Below are 19684 nucleotides of genomic sequence, written 5' to 3' on the forward strand. Positions count from 1 at the left end.
TTTAATCCTATGCATAAATACATTTTTCTCCCTTTCATATTTATTATTATACTGTCAGGCAATCTATCTGCTCAAACCCCGGCAGACAGTCTCAAGACTGAGAGCAGACGTATTGATGAGGCACGTCTGATACAGGAGCAGCAGCAGCAGCAAATAGATTCTTTAGTTAAGATTCAACTACAGGCCGAATTAAAGTTGGCATCTGGAAATAGTTCCAGAACGATAGAGCTGGAACAAAAGCTATCCGCGATCACCAGAAGCGATAGTCTGAGGAAAATTGAACAGTTTCGTAAAATCGCTGATTTAAAGAAAACTGCGCCAGGATACCCTGTACATCTAAATCAGGACACATTATTTCATATTTATACCCGAACAGGGTCTTTTACTGCAGCCGAACGCGCAGCTGCAGCATCAAGAAAAATAGAAAAACTATATGAAGATCCCTTCTTTAATCCCGATTCAATTGTAATCAGTAAAAATGACGATAACTATGATCTGATTTATAAAGATTCAGAAATTATCATTTCTGTTTCTGGCCTTGACGGACTATGGTTTAATAAAAACAATGAACAGCTAGCCGGGGAATACAAAGAACAGATTAAATCTGGCATTATAAAAGAAAGAGAAGCTCACAGCCTGGTGAATTGGATGAAAAGAATTGCTTTGGTTCTGCTGATTATTATAGTTTTAGGTTTGATTATAGCTGGTATCAATTTACTCTTTCGGAAAACCTCCATCTGGCTGAAATCTGCAAGTACAGCATTCCTCGACAGACTTAAGTTCCGCAACCTCCGGATATTTACACCGGAACATCTGGAAAGAATCTTTTTAAGGATCGTCAATATCATAAGGATTATAGTTATAATACTAATTATCTACCTTTCTCTTCCCCTGTTATTCAGCATTTTCCCTGAAACAGAGAAATGGACCGGAACTTTATTAAACTGGATACTGAGTCCATTAAGGATTGCACTGGCGGCCATCTTCCACTATTTCCCGAATCTGTTTACGATTCTAATCATCTACTTTATATTCAGATATATTCTGAGAGGAATCCGCTACTTTTTTTATGAAATAAAGAGGAAGAATATCACTTTACGCGGATTTCACGAAGACTGGGCGATACCAACGTTTAATATTCTTCGGTTCGTCCTTTACGCTTTTATGCTGATCCTGATTTTCCCTTATCTGCCCGGATCAGGTTCTCCGGCTTTTCAAGGTGTTTCCGTTTTTCTGGGCATTCTGATTTCTTTAGGATCATCCAGTGCTATTACCAATATCGTTGCCGGACTGGTAATCACATACATGCGGCCCTTCAAGATAGGTGACCGTGTGAAAATAGGTGAGGTTACGGGAGATGTTATAGAAAAAACCATGTTGGTTACCCGCATCAAGACTATTAAAAACGAAGATATTACCGTCCCTAATTCTATGGTTTTATCGAGCAGTACGATCAATTATTCCAATCATGCCAGGGAAGATTGCGATGGGCTTATTATTCACTATATCCTTACAATAGGTTATGAAGTTCCCTGGAAAGATGTTTATGAACTTCTGATCAAAGCGGTATTAAAGACTCCTTATATTCTTTCTAATCCAACTCCTTTTGTATTGCAGACCAGTCTGGACGATTTTTACATCTCTTATCAGATTAATGCTTATACCAGAGAACCCAATAAACAGGCTCAGATTTACAGCAACCTGATGGAAAACATTCAGGATACTTTTAATGCTGCTGGCATAGAAATCCTTTCTCCACATTACCGGGCAGTCAGAAATGGTGAGGAACTTGCCGTACCACCTGATTTTGTTCCTAAAGAATCTGATAAGAACTCCAAAAAACAGTAGTCGAACACCCCCCTCCTCCAGGTTTGAGCTAAAGCGTAACAAACATTTTTGAACCTTTTCTGGTAATATTACATAAGTACTTATATATTTAGGTATGAATTATTATCAATCACTTGGATATCTGGTCTTAGGCAGCCGTCTGAAAAGATTAAGCGAGCTTTTTTTATCAGAAATCAATAAAGCTTATCGCCTTCAAGGGATCGCTTTCGAGACAACATGGTTCCCCGTATTCCAATTACTCGATAAACATAAAGTACTCACAATACAAGAAATTGCCGAGCAAATGGAAGTTTCTCAACCTGGAGCCAGTCAGTTAATTTCCGGACTAAAACAAAAAGGTCTGGTCTGCAGTCAGGCACATGCAGCAGATGCCAGGAAACAACAAATCACCTTAAGTGAGCAGGGAAAGACCTTACTTATGCGCGTAAAGCCTGTTTGGGAAGCTATCCGAATTGCAATGGAAGATATGGCTGGTACCGATGGTCATCACCTGCTGGAAAACCTCACCAGACTTGAAGATGAATTCAAATCGAAAGGTTTGGTAAATAATATCATGGAAAACCTTAATTCTAAAAACATTATTAGTCATGAAGAAAATATTTAATTATGGTATTGATCATCTGACAACCAGTATCTGTCTTGACATTGCTGCTGGAAATATAGTAGGGCACTTATCGGAAACAGCGAAAAACCAGATCAACATATCGTGGCATTCGGTACAGGAAATTGTCGTCAGGGAACATCCGGTTTACGGAATTAATACCGGTTTTGGCCCATTGTGTGATACGCGTATATCTGAAAAAGACACCTCTTTGTTACAGCGCAATATACTCCAAAGCCATAGTGTTGGTGTAGGTGCTCCAATTCCGGCCGAGACTGCTAAAATCATGCTGATTACCAAAGTCCAGGCATTAGCCCAGGGATATTCCGGAATAGCGCTGACGACACTTGAACGTATCCTCTGGCATATCGAAGAAAATATCATTCCCGTAGTTCCGGAAAAAGGATCTGTCGGCGCATCCGGTGACCTTGCTCCCCTTTCACATTTATTTCTGCCGCTGATAGGAATGGGCGAAGTCTACAGGAATGGAAGCCGGATAAGCGCAGCTGAAATGCTAAAGCAACATGGATTGGAGCCATTGGTTCTGGGGCCTAAAGAAGGACTTGCATTGATCAATGGCACCCAGTTTATCCTTGCTTTTGCAGTAAAAGGAGTCGAGCGGTTGCACCATGCTTTGGAATGTGCCGATCTGATCGGTGCAATGTCGCTGGAGGGGCTTACAGGCTCTGCCAGACCATTTGACCCCAGGCTGCATCAGTTAAGACCCTTTAAAGGGAATATCCAGGTCGCAGCGAGATTGACCTCACTTTTATCCGGTTCACAAATTAATAGCTCTCACGCACATTGCAGCCGGGTTCAGGATCCCTATAGCTTACGTTGTATGCCTCAGGTTCATGGTGCGTCAAGAAATGCGTGGCTGCATCTGAAGGAGTTAACGGAAATAGAACTCAATTCCGTGACAGATAATCCAATTATTTTTAGCGCGGACGATACGATCAGCGGTGGTAATTTTCATGGTCAGCCGCTTGCAATGGCTTTAGATTATGCGTGTGTTGCGGCCGCCGAGCTTGGAAATATTGCAGACAGACGTTGTTACCTAATGAATGAAGGTAAGTACGATCTGCCTAAACTCCTAATTGCTGATGCCGGTCTGAATTCCGGTTTAATGATTCCTCAATACACCACAGCAGCATTAGTAACCGAAAATAAAACACTCTGCTTTCCTGCCAGTGCAGACAGTGTCCCAACCTCGCTCGGACAGGAGGACCATGTATCCATGGGTTCAATCAGCGGCAGAAAACTTAATCAGATAATTGACAACCTGGAATACATTCAGGCTATAGAATTACTTTATGCCGCTCAGGCTATCGATTTTCGCCGCCCCCTTCGATCAGGCCCCGTTATAGAAGCTTGCCATGAGCTTATCCGCCAAAAAAGCAGCTTTGCTACCGAAGACCGGATTTTCGCATTGGATATACAAGCCATCCATCAACTTTTGACAAGCGGCAGTTTTCTACAAACTGCAAACCAAACTGCATCTGCTCACCATATAAATTTAAAACATGATGAATCATTCAGCCTTTCTTGAAAAATACGCGAATCATCCAAATTATAAATCACCGACAGGTATGCAGCTTCATGCTAAAAGCTGGCAGACAGAGTCTGTATTAAGGATGTTGCTAAACAATCTCGACGGTCAGGTTGCAGAAGACCCGGAAAACCTTGTTGTTTATGGTGGTATCGGACAGGCTGCCCGTAACCCGGAATCACTGCGAAAGATAATTGAATTATTACTTGAATTAGATGAGCACCATAGCTTACTGGTCCAGTCCGGCAAGCCCGTGGGAATTATCCGCAGTCATCCGGAAGCGCCGAGGGTTTTAATTGCAAATAGCAATTTAGTTCCAAAATGGGCAACCTGGGAGCATTTTAATGAATTAAGATCCAAGGGCCTGATGATGTATGGACAAATGACAGCAGGCAGCTGGATATACATTGGAACCCAGGGTATTCTTCAGGGAACTTACGAGACTTTTATAGCCTGTGGAAAAGAACATTTCAACAATGATCTGAAAGGCAAACTCATTGTCAGTGCTGGTTTAGGAGGAATGGGTGGTGCACAACCCCTAGCCGCCACGATGGCCGGAGCCGTTTTTCTGGGTGCGGATACGGATGCATCAAGGATTATGAAACGTGTAGAATCGAATTATATAGACAAGATCAGCTACGATTACGAAGAAGCGATTTCATGGGTGCAAGATGCTATTGAGAAAGGCATTCCGTTATCAGTGGGTCTGGTCAGCGATGCCGGTGATCTGCTGGAGCGTTTAATTGCAAACAATCTGATTCCTGATATACTAACCGATCAGACCTCTGCACACGACCCGTTAAACGGGTATATTCCAAATGGACTCACTGTTGAACAGGCGAGCGTTTTACGCGCTGGTGATCCGGATACCTATAAAGCAAAATCAATTAAAAGTATGGCAAGGCATGTGAACTTCATGCTCAAATTGAAACAGGCCGGTGCAGTCACTTTTGATTACGGAAACAATCTTCGGGAGTTTGCTAAACAAGGAGGTGCTGAAAATGCCTTTAACTTCCCGGGCTTCACCCCAGCTTATATCCGTCCCCTTTTTTGTGAAGGGAAAGGCCCGTTTCGCTGGGTCGCACTATCGGGTGATCCTGAGGATATATATACCACTGACCGTGCTTTAATGGAGGCATTTCCCGAAAACACAGACCTCATCAATTGGTTGCAAAAAGCTCAGGATAAGATTAGTTTCCAGGGTCTACCGGCAAGAATTTGCTGGCTGGGAATGGGTGACCGGGAAAAAGCAGGTTTACTGTTTAACGAACTTGTCGCAAGCGGTAAACTTAAAGGGCCGGTTGTAATTGGAAGGGATCATCTGGACTGCGGATCAGTTGCTTCTCCAAACCGGGAGACTGAAGGTATGCTGGATGGTTCTGATGCAGTATCTGACTGGCCGCTGCTCAATTTGATGTCAAATACAGCGGGAGGTGCAACCTGGGTATCTTTTCATCACGGTGGCGGAGTTGGTATGGGTTATTCTCAACATGCGGGAATGGTGGTGCTTGCAGATGGAACGAAAAGAGCAGAAAGCTGTATCCGCAGGGTGCTGTACAATGACCCGGCTATGGGTATTTTCAGACATGCAGATGCCGGTTACGATCAGGCAAAAGAATGGGCAGAAAGATTTAACCTCACAATCGGATAATGGAAAAAGAAACACATAAATTAATTGGTCCCTTTTCACAAATACTGACTATGGAGGGCATTAAAATGCATGGTTCCGTTTCCGACGATCAGTTGGTTTGCCTTGAAAATGCAGGCATATTAACCAAAGCCGGGAGAATCGAAGACGTAGGGAATTTTGAGACACTAAGAAGCCTGCACCCTTACGCTATAGTCGAACAGATCGATCAGGAACGTGTGCTTTTACCAGGTTTTATCGATTGCCATACTCATATTTGCTTTGGCGGAAGCCGCGCAAAGGATTACAGCCTTCGAATACAGGGTAGATCTTATCTGGAGATTGCTAAGAGTGGCGGGGGCATATGGGATTCTGTGCTGCAGACCAGAAAAGCCAGTATTCAACAGCTGGAAGCCGGTATTATCTCCAGGGCGAACAGGCACTTACACGAAGGTGTTACCACGATTGAAGTTAAGAGTGGTTATGGCCTTGATCTTGAACATGAACTTAAACAATTAACCGCGATAAGAAACGCGAATCAGAAAACCAAGGCAGACCTCATTTCTACTTGCCTCGCTGCTCATCTCCACCCTAAAGACTTTGGTGGAAATGCTACAGCTTACCTCGAATTTGTTTTGCAGACCATTCTACCGGAAATCAGCAGGCAGAAACTTTCAGACCGGGTTGATATTTTCATTGAACAGAGTGCTTTCTCTGTAGAAGAAGCTATCCCCTATTTGAATAAAGCTGCAGCAATGGGGTTCAACCTGACGGTGCATGCAGACCAGTTTAGCACCGGCGGACTGAAAGCTGCAATTCAGGTTGGTGCACTCTCAGCGGACCACCTGGAAGCATCCGGTGAAGCGGAGGCGAGTCTACTCGATCAATCCTCAACCGTCGCAGTTGTGCTCCCGGGAGCATCTCTTGGCCTGGGCATGTCATACGCGCCAGCACGTCTGTTGCTCGATAACGGTGCCTGCGTAGCCATCGCCAGCGACTGGAATCCAGGATCTGCCCCAATGGGAGATCTTCTCATGCAGGCTGCTGTCCTAAGCGCATCCGAAAAGCTGACTACTGCAGAAGTATTTGCAGCACTAACTTTCAGGGCGGCAAAAGCATTGAATATTGTAGATAAAGGAGTTCTTGCCAAAGGCATGGTGGCCGATATGCAGGCCTACCCTACCGCTGATTATCGTGAGATTCTATACTATCAAGGGAAATTAAAACCTGTTGAAGTCTGGAAAGATGGAAGACTAGTTAAAAATTAATATGGAAATTGATCAACTCAACTATAAATGTACTCCGCAGGAAAACTGGCAGGGACGGACAGACGGAATTGATTTTTCACAACAGCGATGGCATCAGCGCATTCAATGCATTGATCTGCAGCACAATGAAATACCAAGCGTTGCATCTGGAGCGATTGCATTTGCGCTGATTGGATTTTCATCTGATGAAGGGGTCAGACGAAATGGTGGCAGAACAGGCGCAGTGAATGGCCCTGCTGCTTTCAGAAAGGCTTCTGCTAACCTACCCGTACATTTTAATGAACAAACTGCCATCTATGACCTGGGTGATATCTGTTGTACGGATGGTAATCTTGAAAAAGCACAACATGAGCTTGCTAAATTAGTTACTTCAGCCCTCCATAAAGGGCTTACTCCTTTATTGATTGGCGGAGGTCACGAGATCGCATATGGACACTACTGTGGTATCAATGACGCCATTAATCCAGAAAAAAGTGTTGGTATTATAAACTTTGACGCTCATTTTGATCTTCGGGAAAAGGAATCTGCAGGATTTAGTTCCGGTACCGGATTTCTACAGATCGCTAATGATTGTATGCAAAGTGGTAAGACGTTTAACTATTTACCAGTCGGTATTCAAAAAAATGGAAATACCCAGGCACTGTTCCTGACCGCAGAGAAGTTAGGTGTATCGCATATCCCGGCAGCGCTATTTGTTAGTAAAGGTCAGGAGGAGGTTTTGGCAAAAATCAAAGTCTTCATAGATTCTGTGGATCATGTTTACCTGACTATCTGTATGGATGTCTTTTCTGCAGCTTTCTCCCCCGGAGTCAGCGCTCCTGCTTTTACAGGAATCTATCCTGATCATTTCTTCTTCAGCTGTCTGGAACTCATCATGACGAGCGGCAAACTGATCAGCATGGACATTGCCGAGCTTAACCCGGTTTACGACGAAGCGGATAGAACGGCTAAGCTGACTGCCGCAATCGCATTCCAGCTCCTGTCTGCAAACTAATATCTGCGAAAATCTCATTTACAATTGAGCAGTCTGATCCGGGAAAGTATGCTGTTTCCCGGATCGAACCTCAAATTAACCTCCATTTCCAGAAGCATAAATCCGTTTTCAATAGAAGCTTTACATCCAATTGAAATTTTTCTAATTGAACAGCAGGCAATTAAGTTATTTTTCATTTTTTTTAATAAAACGAATGCATAAAATGTGATCTATTTACTTACCTTTGTCGCACACCAAATCAGAAAGATCATTACGATCAGCAAATTTGGTCTCTGCCGGATAGCAGATCCTTACCTAAAGGAAACAAAAAGGTGATACCATTTTTTCGGGGTGTAGCGTAGCCCGGTATCGCGCCTGCTTTGGGAGCAGGAGGTCGTAGGTTCGAATCCTGCCACCCCGACACACGAAAGCCTCTTTTGCTTAAAGCAAAAGAGGCTTTTTTATTTACATACCGTCCCAAACCGAGCGCAGCGATGTTTTGGGCGACGAGGCTTGAGTTTGAATCCCCCCTATTCAGGATCAGCGCAGCTAGTTCTGCCACCCCGACACAAAATTATTAAAAGAGGCTTATGGCCTCTTTTTTCGTTATATCCCTTTTAAAGCTAACCTAGTTTGACTGCACCTTTGCAGGATATGACTCACGATCCGGCAAATCAAATACTTCATCATAAGGCTGCTTACCTGCACCGTTGTTATACAATGCAACACGCTTCACACCGGTTGCTGTGCTACCACCTATCCCATTGATAACGTTTTGGATATTACCCGGCCCAGCAAAACGTGTAGCACACATCTTTTCGAGTTTCACTTTCGGGCTATTAGGTACTTCGAACCCGTTTTTCTTATTCACATGACCGTCGGTTCCTGTGATCACTGCGTAAGAACCCATTCCTATACTATGATGTTCTTTAACGGAATTAGCCACTTTGAATGCTGCATAACCGTCGGCTCTGCCTCCCTGACTAGTCCAGCTTGCTTGATTCGGTGCATCATAGGGAGGTTCATTTTGGAAGAAATAAGTCCTGCCACGCTCTCCTAACCATAACACTTCATACTCTTGATAGTGCTCTGCAAAAAGAGCATAAATCGTAACATCGTCGCCAGTGACGATCAGTCCGTTTTTAGACCTATCCCGCACCCAACGCGCATCTCCTCCGGGTTGCGAACCATGGTCGGCACGCCACAACCAGAAGTGGTCACCCACTACATTATTGCTGTTTATTTGCATCGAAGTATGTATCTGAATTTTTTTTGATTGAACCCCACCCACTCTGCAAGTGATATCTGTAAGCAAAACAGGGTTTGCGGCATGGTCGGCATTCGCTCCTTCATCGCCAATTCTAACCTGATAAGTCGTACTATTGAATGAATCCATAAGCAATCCAGCAATGATAATCCCATCCTTATCGTCGGCATAAATACATCCCCAGGTGTTCTTCTCGGTAGGCTCCAGCGTTACCGAAGCTATACCAGCACCCAGAAGTATGGCATCTTTTCTATTCACTTGAATAGGCGCATTCAATGCGTAATGTCCTGGTGTGAAAAATATATTTTTACCGGCCTTTAGTGCCGTATTAATTTCTAAATCTGTGTCGCCTTCTTTTGCAATATACCAGTCGGTAAGCAAATCCTGAATTGCGCCTTCGCCCATATCTGTCGACGACCATGAAACTCCTACTCTGTTCTTTTGCCATGCCGGAACAAATACTTTGTATTCGCCATCGTTATCTATAAAGAGGAAAGGTTTCTCTCTGATAATAGGTGTATTAGAAATTGGAGAGTTGGCCTCGTCCGCTTGCGGAGGATTTACGCAACCCTGCCAAACCATGTTATAAGAACCACCCATAGTTCCCGAACCAGAAGGAAAAACCGCATTCCTGGTGTACCATTGTTGTTGTCCACCCCAGTTTGGTCTGGACGATGTATAATGCGTATCGGCGATGAAACCACCGCTACCCCAAAAATTGTCTGTTCCAACATCTGAGATATATTTCGAAGTGCTTTCAATCAGCATCCTGCGCGCACTGGTTGACTGAGAAACTGTCCAGGCAAAATCTCGCATCACGGCCACATTTTCCATAGAACGCCAGAATGTGCACGTGGCATTTGCTCCGCCCGAAAGGTGGGGTCTGGTGAATACAGAACCCAATTTAACATCTGACGGTACTTTACCCAAACCTCCAATGTGAGCGTAAAATCCCAATTCTATCGAGTTAGCCGCTGCCGATGATGCAGATCCTGACCCGCCTGAATCATAAGTTTGCTCATTAACGTTTGCTTTGAAATAATACGCCTGACGTTTTGTAGTCCACTCACCATTCGGTCCGCCCAGACCGATCGTGGAAAAATGCGAATTAATTTCATTCCTTGAAGTTTCTGCTTTTTCGTATTTTCTATCGTAGAAATACATATTGTCACCAAAAATCTGGCCTTCCAGCGAAAGTATTATTGTTATTGAGTTGCGGGTAATTTTATAATAGTTTTCGTACTTATCCGCACCTGGTTTAATATCTGTGAATATCAATTTGGAAGTCGACCCTACGAACGCAAAATCTGAAGCCAGACGACTACCTCCTCTTGTGATTTTATAAGCTCCGGAAGTGCCAAATGCTGGCCATGATAACGAGATGCTATGCTTATCCTTATTGTAAGTGATCTTACCCTCTATTTCACTCTCCAGTCCTTTTTTATCAGTTGAATAGGATACTGTAAAACAGCATAGAGTTAAAATAAACGCTGATGCTGCAAATAGAGAGGTTAACTTCTTACTCATAAGAATTATCTTTTTTTTAATGATTTATATTAATCTATAAATTATGATGTCACAATTTAATGAAAATGCTAGAATATTCTCGACATAAGAGTTTTAGAAGCCAATTATAATCATCATCAATTCCTTAAATCTGGCAAGAAACGGTTCGAAGATCATACCGGCTGGAGTGAACAGTAAAGAAAGTTTTCCAGTTTTCTATTTATCGCCATACGATAGACTGTATTTCGTGATTGTATCGGATCTTGTCCGTATCACCTCCACAGTTCCTTCATTGTTTCTTCAATTCCGATTGAAGGAACAATGAAGGAAGTCCGAACAAACCCCGAACAAAGTGTGAAGCAAATGTTGATGAAACCAACACATGACTCTATTAACCCTTGGTTAATGAACTACCCGTTTTTCTCTATTGAATAGTATAACGGTCAGCGGCTTTACTATGCTGTGAACCCTTGAACAATTTGAGGCGGGCATCTTCATAATTATCTATTAACTGCTGATCATTGACTGAAGGATGCGTAGCTAATTCACCTTTATCCAACCCGACGAGAATTGCATCTACACAGTCTTCAGTTTCCATAATAGTAGACGCATCTAAAGCCGACAGCGGAATGCCTCCTACTTCCCAAATCTCAGTGGCAGTGGTCGCTGGATTTACTAGCTGAACCCGAACGTTTGTTCCCTTCACTTCTTCTTGCAATCCACGTGTGTACTGCACCACAAAACCTTTCGTTCCGCTGTAAACAGCACTGATTGGTAATGAATAAAATCCCAAAACTGAGGCTATATTAATTAAGACGCCTTCGTTTCTTTCTATAAACAATGGTAACACTGCATTTGATAAGAGCATTAAGGCAGTTACATTCACACCTATCATTGCTTTTTGTTTCTCCGTGCTTGTCGCAGTAACTGACGCAAGCGTGGAAGTACCTGCGTTGTTAATGAGAAGAGTAATACTCTTATCTGCCGACAGATCATTAATCACACCCTGCAGATCCGTTTCAGACCCTAAGTCTGCGACCAGATTGGTTACTTTGATACCATACTTATTCTCTAACTTTTCCGCAAGGCTATCCAACCTGTCTTTACGACGTGCTACCAGTTTCAAATTATATCCGCGTTTGGCTAGTCTTTCGGCAAATACTTCGCCTAACCCAGAAGACGCACCCGTTACTACTGCAGTGCCCATGTTTTTATTGTCTTTCATTTTTCTTTTAATTAAATTCAACTTTTACATGTAGACCGATCGGTTTACATAATTGCAAATGTAAACCGTTTAGTTTACATTTGCAATGGAAAAATATCAATTATGACTAAAGAAGTAAATTTGAGCTCGAGATCCCTTAAACGGGATGAAATGATTAAATACGCTTACGAACTTTTTTATAAAAATGGCTTTCATGCTACCGGTGTAGATGCGATAATTCAAGGCACAGGCATTTCCAAACGTACGTTATACAAGCATTTCGCTTCTAAAGAAGGTTTAATCCTTGCTTCAATAGACTATTATCACCAAACTATGTACACGGTTATTTTCAATTATTTGCAAAAATATGACTCAAAAAAACCGGTTGAAAAGGCGTTAAAAATTTTCGACTTCTTGTCCATGCATGTAGATGCCGGTAAGCAGTACGGCTGTTTTGCAATGAATGCTAAGAATGAATACGCAAATAAGGCTACGGAAATTGAGACGGCCTGTGATGCTTATGTCCAAGCTCTTCAGGAACTGATTGAACGCTATCTGAAAGAGGGAAATTTAGAGGATAGCAAATCATTGTCCATGCAGGTAATGATGCTATTTGAAGGCGCAATTATCCGAAGTAAGGGACTGGGTAATTCACATCCGATTAAACTGGCAAAAGCTGCTGCAGAATTGATATGTAATCAATAATACAGGAGAAGCCCCAAATCGCATGATTGGAGGCTTCTCCCGTATTATTTTAGGTATGATTGGAGCATACTTTTTTTAAGTCCCGTATAAATTCGTCAACGGCACCCTCATCAGTAGCCCAACAAGTTACCAGACGAACCACAGATTTTTCTGCGTCAATCTTTTCCCATGTAAAAAATGCATAATCCTGCTGTAAATCCGCTATAACAGCATTCGGGAAAATCGGAAAAATCTGATTTGTACATGTTGGCGTTAAAAAGCTGAATCCTAAATCAGTTATGCCGGAACTTAACTTCCTGGCCATTTGATTCGCATGTGCACCGAGCGTAAAAAACAGTTCATTTTTAAATAATTCCAGGAACTGAATTCCAAACAACCTTCCTTTAGCCAATAGTGCACCACGTTGCTTTACATTATACAAGAAATTCTTTTGCAGATCCGGCTTATTGATAACAATTGCCTCCCCGATTAATGCACCCGCCTTAGTTCCACCGATATAAAAAACATCTGTGTAACGCCCGAGATCTTCCAGGGAAAGGTCATTATCAATTGAAGTTAACGCAGAAGCCAATCTTGCTCCGTCTACAAATAAAATCAAGTCATGTTCTCTGCAGAAGTTGCTAATTGCAATTAGCTCTTCCCTGCTGTAGATGGTACCAACTTCAGTTGAATTTGATATATACACCATGCGTGGGATTGTGGTATGGACTTCCTCAAACTTATCTAGTTGTTTTTCGATATCTGCCGGCTTTAATTTCCCATCTGCAGACTTTACGGTTTGAATACGGTGCCCTGTAGCTTCTATCGCACCGGTTTCATGAACCTGAATATGGGCGCTCTGTGCCGCTATTACAGATTCATACGGACGTAAGATAGAGGCAATAACGGTTAGATTAGCCTGGGTACCACCGGAGACAAAATAAACCCCCGCGTCTTTATTTCCAATCTTATCCTTTATCAGCGCAGCAGCCTGCAAAGAAAAACTATCCTCACCATAACCATCCTCCGCACTCATATTATGTGTCGACAGTGCCGCCAATATATCTGGATGGCAGCCTTTGGTGTAGTCATTCTTAAAATTATATTTCATTTTATGTCGTTTTGATATGATCAATAGGTTTTACCAGCCAAATATAAATAAAACACTACATCAGTTTTATTTTACGTAAATATTTACACATTCATTATATTTGGTAAGAATGAAAAATATTATAGATGACGCTGGAATTTTAGCAATTGGAACACGCTTACTCCGCATACATGATTTACTTCGCGCAGAGGGAAACAGCTTTTATAAAACACAGGGAATTGAATTTGAAACCAAATGGTTTCCGGTACTATATGTTTTATCTGTCAAATCTCCATTAGGAATTATGGATTTGGCTCAGCAAATAGGCCTTAGTCATCCCGCGCTTATTGCATTGTTAAAAGAACTTGAAAAAAGAGATCTCGTTGATTCAGTAAAAGATACCAGAGATGAGCGGAAAAGAAATATGTTCCTGACAGAAAAGGGTTCTGACCTTGTACATCAGCTTCGCCCGATCTGGACTATTATTGAGTCTGTCCTCGTGGATTTAACCGAAAACACGAACAATCTGTTAAAAGCACTCAACGAAACTGAAGAGAAATTAAAGGAAAGCAGTTTCCTGCAAAGAGCAGAAGCTATGGTCAAGGAAAAATTAGCTAAAAATGAATCTCCGCAGATTATAACGGTTAAATTGGTGAGTACTGCAGAAGAGCAGTCAATCGTCTCCGCTATTATTAAACAAGAACTAGCAATTGATTATCCATCCGTTAGCAGAAATAATAATTATTATTACCTCGCCTTTATTAATGGTATCCCGGCAGGATCGGCAGTGTTGTCTGCAACAAAAGAAAACCAATCCGTTTTTGATCTCGCTGTTCTCCCATCCTATCAGAATAAGGGGCTGGAAATTGCACTTTCAAATGCTATTGAGGCTAAAAAATAAGATTAGCCCTGACATGTCTTTCGTTGCAGTTCATAAATATGCGCTTTAAATTTAAAGGGTGGCAGGTGTAAAATAAAAAAGGCACCGGTGAAATCTAAATCACCGGTGCCTTTTTCTCCAAAATCTATAAAGCTGTTTAGCTCATTTTCAATTTCTTCTCTATATCAGCCACGTAGGTTTTAAACTTTTTGTCAGTCTGTATCAGATCGTCTACGGTCTGACACGCATAAATTACTGTAGAATGGTCTCTTCCACCATAAAATGCACCGATACTTTTCAAAGATGACTTAGTCAGGCTTTTGGAAAGATACATAGAGATCTGTCTTGCCTGAACTACTTCGCGCTTCCGGGTAGGAGATTTAACCAGCTCAGCAGCGACATCAAAATACTCACAAACCACCTTCTGGATATAATCCATTGAGATTTCTTTTGTACTATTTTTAATAAAATTCTTCAGCATTGATTTAGCAAGCGGAAGATCAATTTGTTTATTATTTAGCGTAGACTGTGCAATTAAAGAGACCATTGCACCTTCCAATTCACGAATATTATTATCAATATGATTTGCTACATACTCAACAACTTCTGCTGGAAGCTCAATACCGTCATCTGACATTTTTTTCTTAAGAATCGCAATTCTAGTTTCCAGTTCAGGAATTTGTAAATCAGCAGAAAGTCCCCATTTGAAACGGCTCAGCAAACGCTCTTCAAGTCCCGATAAATCTTTAGGTGCCTTATCTGAAGTGATGATAATTTGTTTACCACTTTGATGTAAATGGTTAAAAATATGGAAGAAGATATCCTGTGTTTTTTCTTTTCCTGCAAAGTTATGTACATCATCCATAATGATCACGTCCATTGCCTGATAGAAGTTTACAAAGTCATTAATAGAATTGTTTTTCAGAGACTCCACAAACTGCTGGCAAAACTTTTCACAGGACACATATATAACTAGTTTCTCAGGTAACGTCCGTTTAATCTCATTGCCTATTGCCTGTGCAAGGTGAGTCTTGCCTAAACCTACCGCACCATAGATCATAAGCGGGTTAAAAGACGTAGCACCTGGCTTAGCAGCAACAGCAAAACCTGCTGAACGTGCTAGACGATTACAATCACCTTCAATGTAATTCTCAAGTGTGTAATTTTGATTCAGCTGAGGGTCAACATTCAGTCTCTTCAGTCCTGGAACCGTAAACGGATTCTTCAAATCTTTAGCCTGTGTGATCTGTGCAGAAGAGCCTTGTGCTTTCTGAGTTGTGTTATGAGATGTTCCCTGGTTCACTGCCGGATAAGGAGAGATACTGCCCGGAGATTTATCTACAACGATATTATATTCAAGCCTGCCCTCTTCACCGAGCTGCTGCTTAACAGTTTTACGTAATAAACCTACATAATGCTCCTCAAGCCACTCATAGAAGAATAAACTTGGAACCTGTACAGTAAGAACATTTCCTTCCAGCTTTAAAGCAGAAATTGGCTCAAACCAAGTTTTATAACTTTGATTCGGGATATTTGCTTTTATAGTCTGAAGTGAGTTATTCCAAACAGTAGTACAGGTATTTTGTGTCAGCATAATATTATAAAGTTTAATGTTAAATTTACTTCTCTCGTGAAGGAGAATGCGAAGTTCAAGAAAATTACCAACATTAAAATATAAACTTATACCCAACCACTAAAACACTACTATACAATTAATTAACTCGTTTTTACAGTTTCTATTGTGGATAAATCCGGGTTATTAACAAGTGTTGTTAACTAATCATTTTACAATAGGCCGGTAATTGAAATAAATGACTGCTAGAACACTCATTTCCAGTCTTAAACACTTAAAAAAAAACCTTTCACATTCCCTATTTTTGCAGATCCGAGATGTTGGTATTCCTCAAAAGGGTAGAATTTCATCAACATAATATGTGCAAAAGTATCTTCTGATCAAAGCCGAAAAAGAAACGCTATTCCCCTTATCATAATGTCCCTGAACGGGAGAATTCGCTGTGAAAAAAAATGCCAGTTATAAAGAGATTATAACCTTTTAGCTCACATGTTCACAGAAATTATGGTTATTTCTAACTCTAAAAACAAACGTATAATTAACCTAAAGTAAAATCATCTGGGCCAATAAAAAGTTATCAAAAGGTTACATTTACGTAAAGGCAGATCTCCTGTACGATCCTGCCCTCATTATAATATTGAAAAATTCAACTATGAAAACACAACTGGATTCAACTAGTATTGGAATTTTAAAACTGCTACACCAGAATGGAAAACTCACCAATAAAGAACTGGCGAATTCTCTTCACCTAAGCATCTCTCCGATATTTGAACGCAGAAAACGTTTAGAAGATCTTGGATTTATTAAAAAATACATTGCAGTTATCGACCGTAGTAAAATAGAGTCCGGATTAATCTGCATCACTAAGATCACGATGTTAAAACACACCGGCGAAAGTTTCTCAAATTTTCGCCAGTGTGTTCTGCATGCCAAGGAGGTTCTGGAATGTTACCAGCTTACCGGAACATTTGACTTTATGCTCAAAATTAAAACACCCGATATGGCTTCATATCATGAATTCGTTAAGCATAATCTCGCAAATATAGAGGACGTCGGTAAAATTATGACCAGCAGTGTAATCAGTCAGATTAAGTCGGAATATGATCAGACCGTCTAACCTCCCGACTTAACCCGGTTTGACTCTGCATCTGAACTTTTGGAACGCTGACGTGCTGCCTTTACCCCAGAGTTACCAAACCTATAACTGCAGGTCAGACGTAATACCCTGCTTTCATTCCTTTCATTGACTCTGTAATTCTGTCCGGGAAGTGCACTGGTAATATGATATTTCTGTGTATAAAACACATCATTGGCAGCGACCTTCACATTTAACTTTTTATCCATAAATGTCCTGCTGACTCCCAAATCGACACCATAGAAAGCTTTCAGTGATAAAGTTCCCTCAACTTGTGCCGACTGATAAAATCCCGACATCTCAAATTTAGTATTGGGATCAAGGGTAATGGTTTGATTTGTATTTAGGTTGAAAGCGAGTTTTCCACTTTCATAGGGAACACCGAGTAAATCAGGAGTTTTAAACTCATTATAATAAACAGTCAGATTGTTAGATGAAGTCCACCATTTGGTAAAGTTCACAGGGGAGCTGATATTCATATTATAGGCGTTGCGAACAGCCAGATTCTGCGAAGAAATAAACAGTGTTTTCTTAGCAGTATCAGAGACAAGTACGCGGGTTATTACGTCGCTGGTATGACTATAACCCATTGTCACATTGATCATTTTTTTATAACCATAGCTAAGTTCAAAAGAGTTTGTGTATTGCGGTTTTAGAAATGGGTTACCAATTCCATATGTATAAAGGTCAACGAAAAAGATAAATGGATTTAACGATTCGTAATCGGGACGGTCAATTCTCCTGCTGTATGAAAAGCCAAGGTCATGATTCTTAGATAGCTCACGGTTAACAAAAAGGCTGGGAAACAGATCAAAATACTGTCTGTTAACTATCTTATTTTCAGTGATGGAATTACCTTTCGAATTTGTGTTTTCTCCGCGCAAACCTAACTGCACTGTCAACCCGGAAAACTGTTTATTGAGGTTAACATATCCAGCCTGAATTCTTTCGTCATATATAAACTGGTTACTTCTGGTTACGTCATTCTGCCATTGATTCTCTACGAAGTTCTCAAAAATAGAGTTATTATCTGTATTGACTTTACTTGCCTTCACTCCTGCTTCCAGCTTCATTTTCTTGTTAATGGGATAAGTATAATCCGCTTTAGCTGTGTAAATATTCACCGTAGAAGGCGTTGCATTCCGGAAGATAAAGGGGGCCTTGTATACCTGCCCGTTTTTGTCCAGGTAGTTATTCTCAAATAAGTTGTCCGGATTGCCGAGATATCTGGAATAATCAGCGTCCACATTAATTTCCTGCCCTGTAGTATCTAAAGTTCCTTTATAATTCAGGTTATAAGTTATCCCAGTATATTTATAATCATTTGGATTAAAAGCAATTACAGAAGAATCTGTCTCAAATCGTTGCGACCCAATGGCAGTGCTGACATCTACGTCGTTCTTTCCTGTACTTCTGTAACCATTTACGGCAACACCGACAGTATGATTATCGGTTATGAAATAATCAAATCCAGCTTTATAGTTCATATTTCTCCGGCGTCCGACTGCATTACTTTTCTGGTCAAAAAACGTCTTGTTCTCCTCTGTTTCATTCACCCGGTCTATATTTAATACGTGAAATCTTTTGTTTCTACTGTAATTGATATCACCATAAAAGTTGAATTTTTTCTGACGATGGTTAAGCGACAGCCCGGTATTCCACTTTCCATATTTACCATAGCCGGCACCTGCGGTTACGGTCCCGTTAGTTCCGAAATTGCTGTTCTTTTTCAATTTTATATTGATAATTCCTGAATTGCCTGCAGCATCGTATTTGGCTGACGGATTCGTAACCAGCTCTATAGACTGAATTGAATTTCCTTCTGTAGAACGTAGAAGATTTGCCAATTGTTCGCTGGATAAATAGGTTGGTTTACCGTCAATCATAACTGTCACACCTTTTTTTCCACGCAAACTGATATTCCCGTCCTTATCAACGCTCACACCAGGCGCTTTTTGCAGGATTTCCAGTGCTGTATTTCCGGTTGCGAGTGCACTATTTTCTATATTGAGAACTGTCTTGTCCACCTGTCTTTCGATAAGCGGCTTTCTTGCGGTGACATTTACATTATTTAATTGTTTCACAGTAGTTAACATGCCTACTGCCGGTACTTCCGCAGCCAGCTTCTCACTTGATATCACAAATGGCCCCTTAACCATGTCTGAATAACCTACTACCTGGTATTTCAACAGATAAGAACCCGCTATGAGTTTTGGAAAAGTAAAGCTACCCTGATCATCAGTGATCGTTCCTTTAAGGACGACAGAATCCTTTGCCTGAAGCAAGCTTACGGAAACATAAGGAAACCTTTCCTTTTTTTCATCCAGCACTTTTCCTGATATTTTTCCTGACACCGGCAGATCCTGGGCCTGCATATCTTGCGGCAATATCACATTCCATAACAGTGCGGCAGTAAGTAGTATTAGTGTTTTCATTTTTTGAATCTTATACCCATAAGATGCATATGTTCAAAAAAATG

The 19684-nt window shown here is 41.3% G+C and carries 14 protein-coding genes and 1 tRNA gene; 10 read left to right on the plus strand and 5 right to left on the minus strand.

The features are described 5' to 3' along the window. Positions 1–9 precede the first annotated feature (9 nt). The 7 genes from BLR53_RS15810 (at position 10) to BLR53_RS15840 (ending at position 8287) form a co-directional block, all read left to right on the plus strand. A complete protein-coding gene (locus tag BLR53_RS15810) occupies positions 10–1848 on the plus strand; it encodes a mechanosensitive ion channel family protein (RefSeq protein ID WP_074591104.1) in 1839 nt (612 codons plus the stop codon). 94 nt (positions 1849–1942) lie between these two features. Continuing rightward, the gene (locus BLR53_RS15815; protein WP_074591106.1) at positions 1943–2452 is read left to right on the plus strand and encodes a MarR family winged helix-turn-helix transcriptional regulator; all 510 of its coding nucleotides are present in this window, start codon (positions 1943–1945) and stop codon (positions 2450–2452) included. Beyond that, positions 2436–3998 (plus strand): histidine ammonia-lyase, encoded by a 1563-nt coding sequence (gene hutH / locus BLR53_RS15820; RefSeq protein WP_074591109.1) that lies wholly within the window; start codon positions 2436–2438, stop codon positions 3996–3998. The genes BLR53_RS15815 and hutH overlap by 17 nt, the downstream gene beginning before the upstream one ends. Then, positions 3973–5649 (plus strand): urocanate hydratase, encoded by a 1677-nt coding sequence (hutU, locus tag BLR53_RS15825; RefSeq protein WP_234797505.1) that lies wholly within the window; start codon positions 3973–3975, stop codon positions 5647–5649. The genes hutH and hutU overlap by 26 nt, the downstream gene beginning before the upstream one ends. Next, on the plus strand, positions 5649–6893 hold the full coding sequence (gene hutI / locus BLR53_RS15830; protein ID WP_074591112.1) for an imidazolonepropionase: 1245 nt from the start codon (positions 5649–5651) through the stop codon (positions 6891–6893). The genes hutU and hutI overlap by 1 nt, the downstream gene beginning before the upstream one ends. Position 6894: 1 nt before the next feature. Then, positions 6895–7887: a formimidoylglutamase gene (gene hutG / locus BLR53_RS15835; protein WP_074591114.1), complete on the plus strand. Its 993-nt coding sequence runs from the start codon at positions 6895–6897 to the stop codon at positions 7885–7887. A 326-nt stretch (positions 7888–8213) separates the two neighbouring features. Beyond that, positions 8214–8287 (plus strand) — tRNA-Pro (locus BLR53_RS15840). 207 nt (positions 8288–8494) lie between these two features. Here BLR53_RS15840 and BLR53_RS15845 read toward each other — a convergent pair. After that, positions 8495–10660, minus strand: coding sequence for a pectate lyase family protein (locus BLR53_RS15845; RefSeq protein ID WP_074591116.1), 2166 nt, complete (start codon positions 10658–10660; stop codon positions 8495–8497). Positions 10661–11063: 403 nt separating this feature from the next. Next, the gene (locus tag BLR53_RS15850; RefSeq protein WP_074591230.1) at positions 11064–11864 is read right to left on the minus strand and encodes an SDR family NAD(P)-dependent oxidoreductase; all 801 of its coding nucleotides are present in this window, start codon (positions 11862–11864) and stop codon (positions 11064–11066) included. 102 nt (positions 11865–11966) lie between these two features. Here BLR53_RS15850 and BLR53_RS15855 point away from each other — a divergent pair, with 102 nt between their 5' ends. Continuing rightward, positions 11967–12548 (plus strand): TetR/AcrR family transcriptional regulator, encoded by a 582-nt coding sequence (locus BLR53_RS15855; protein ID WP_074591119.1) that lies wholly within the window; start codon positions 11967–11969, stop codon positions 12546–12548. A gap of 49 nt (positions 12549–12597) precedes the next feature. On the opposite strand, the gene BLR53_RS15860 is transcribed toward BLR53_RS15855, so the two are convergent. Continuing rightward, on the minus strand, positions 12598–13638 hold the full coding sequence (locus BLR53_RS15860; protein WP_074591121.1) for a threonine aldolase family protein: 1041 nt from the start codon (positions 13636–13638) through the stop codon (positions 12598–12600). Between the two features lie 109 nt (positions 13639–13747). On the opposite strand from BLR53_RS15860, the gene BLR53_RS15865 reads away from it, so the two are divergent. Next, positions 13748–14518 (plus strand): bifunctional helix-turn-helix transcriptional regulator/GNAT family N-acetyltransferase, encoded by a 771-nt coding sequence (locus tag BLR53_RS15865; protein ID WP_074591124.1) that lies wholly within the window; start codon positions 13748–13750, stop codon positions 14516–14518. Between the two features lie 136 nt (positions 14519–14654). Here BLR53_RS15865 and dnaA read toward each other — a convergent pair whose 3' ends face one another. After that, positions 14655–16091, minus strand: coding sequence for a chromosomal replication initiator protein DnaA (gene dnaA / locus BLR53_RS15870; RefSeq protein WP_037438355.1), 1437 nt, complete (start codon positions 16089–16091; stop codon positions 14655–14657). 631 nt (positions 16092–16722) lie between these two features. On the opposite strand from dnaA, the gene BLR53_RS15875 reads away from it, so the two are divergent. Further along, a complete protein-coding gene (locus BLR53_RS15875; protein ID WP_037438356.1) occupies positions 16723–17187 on the plus strand; it encodes an Lrp/AsnC family transcriptional regulator in 465 nt (154 codons plus the stop codon). Here the strand turns inward: BLR53_RS15875 and BLR53_RS15880 are convergent. After that, a complete protein-coding gene (locus BLR53_RS15880) occupies positions 17184–19640 on the minus strand; it encodes a TonB-dependent receptor (protein ID WP_074591126.1) in 2457 nt (818 codons plus the stop codon). The two genes, BLR53_RS15875 and BLR53_RS15880, sit on opposite strands and share 4 nt — an antisense overlap. Positions 19641–19684: the final 44 nt, after the last annotated feature.

Origin of the sequence: Pedobacter antarcticus (assembly GCF_900103515.1) — a bacterium.
GTDB lineage: Bacteria > Bacteroidota > Bacteroidia > Sphingobacteriales > Sphingobacteriaceae > Pedobacter > Pedobacter antarcticus.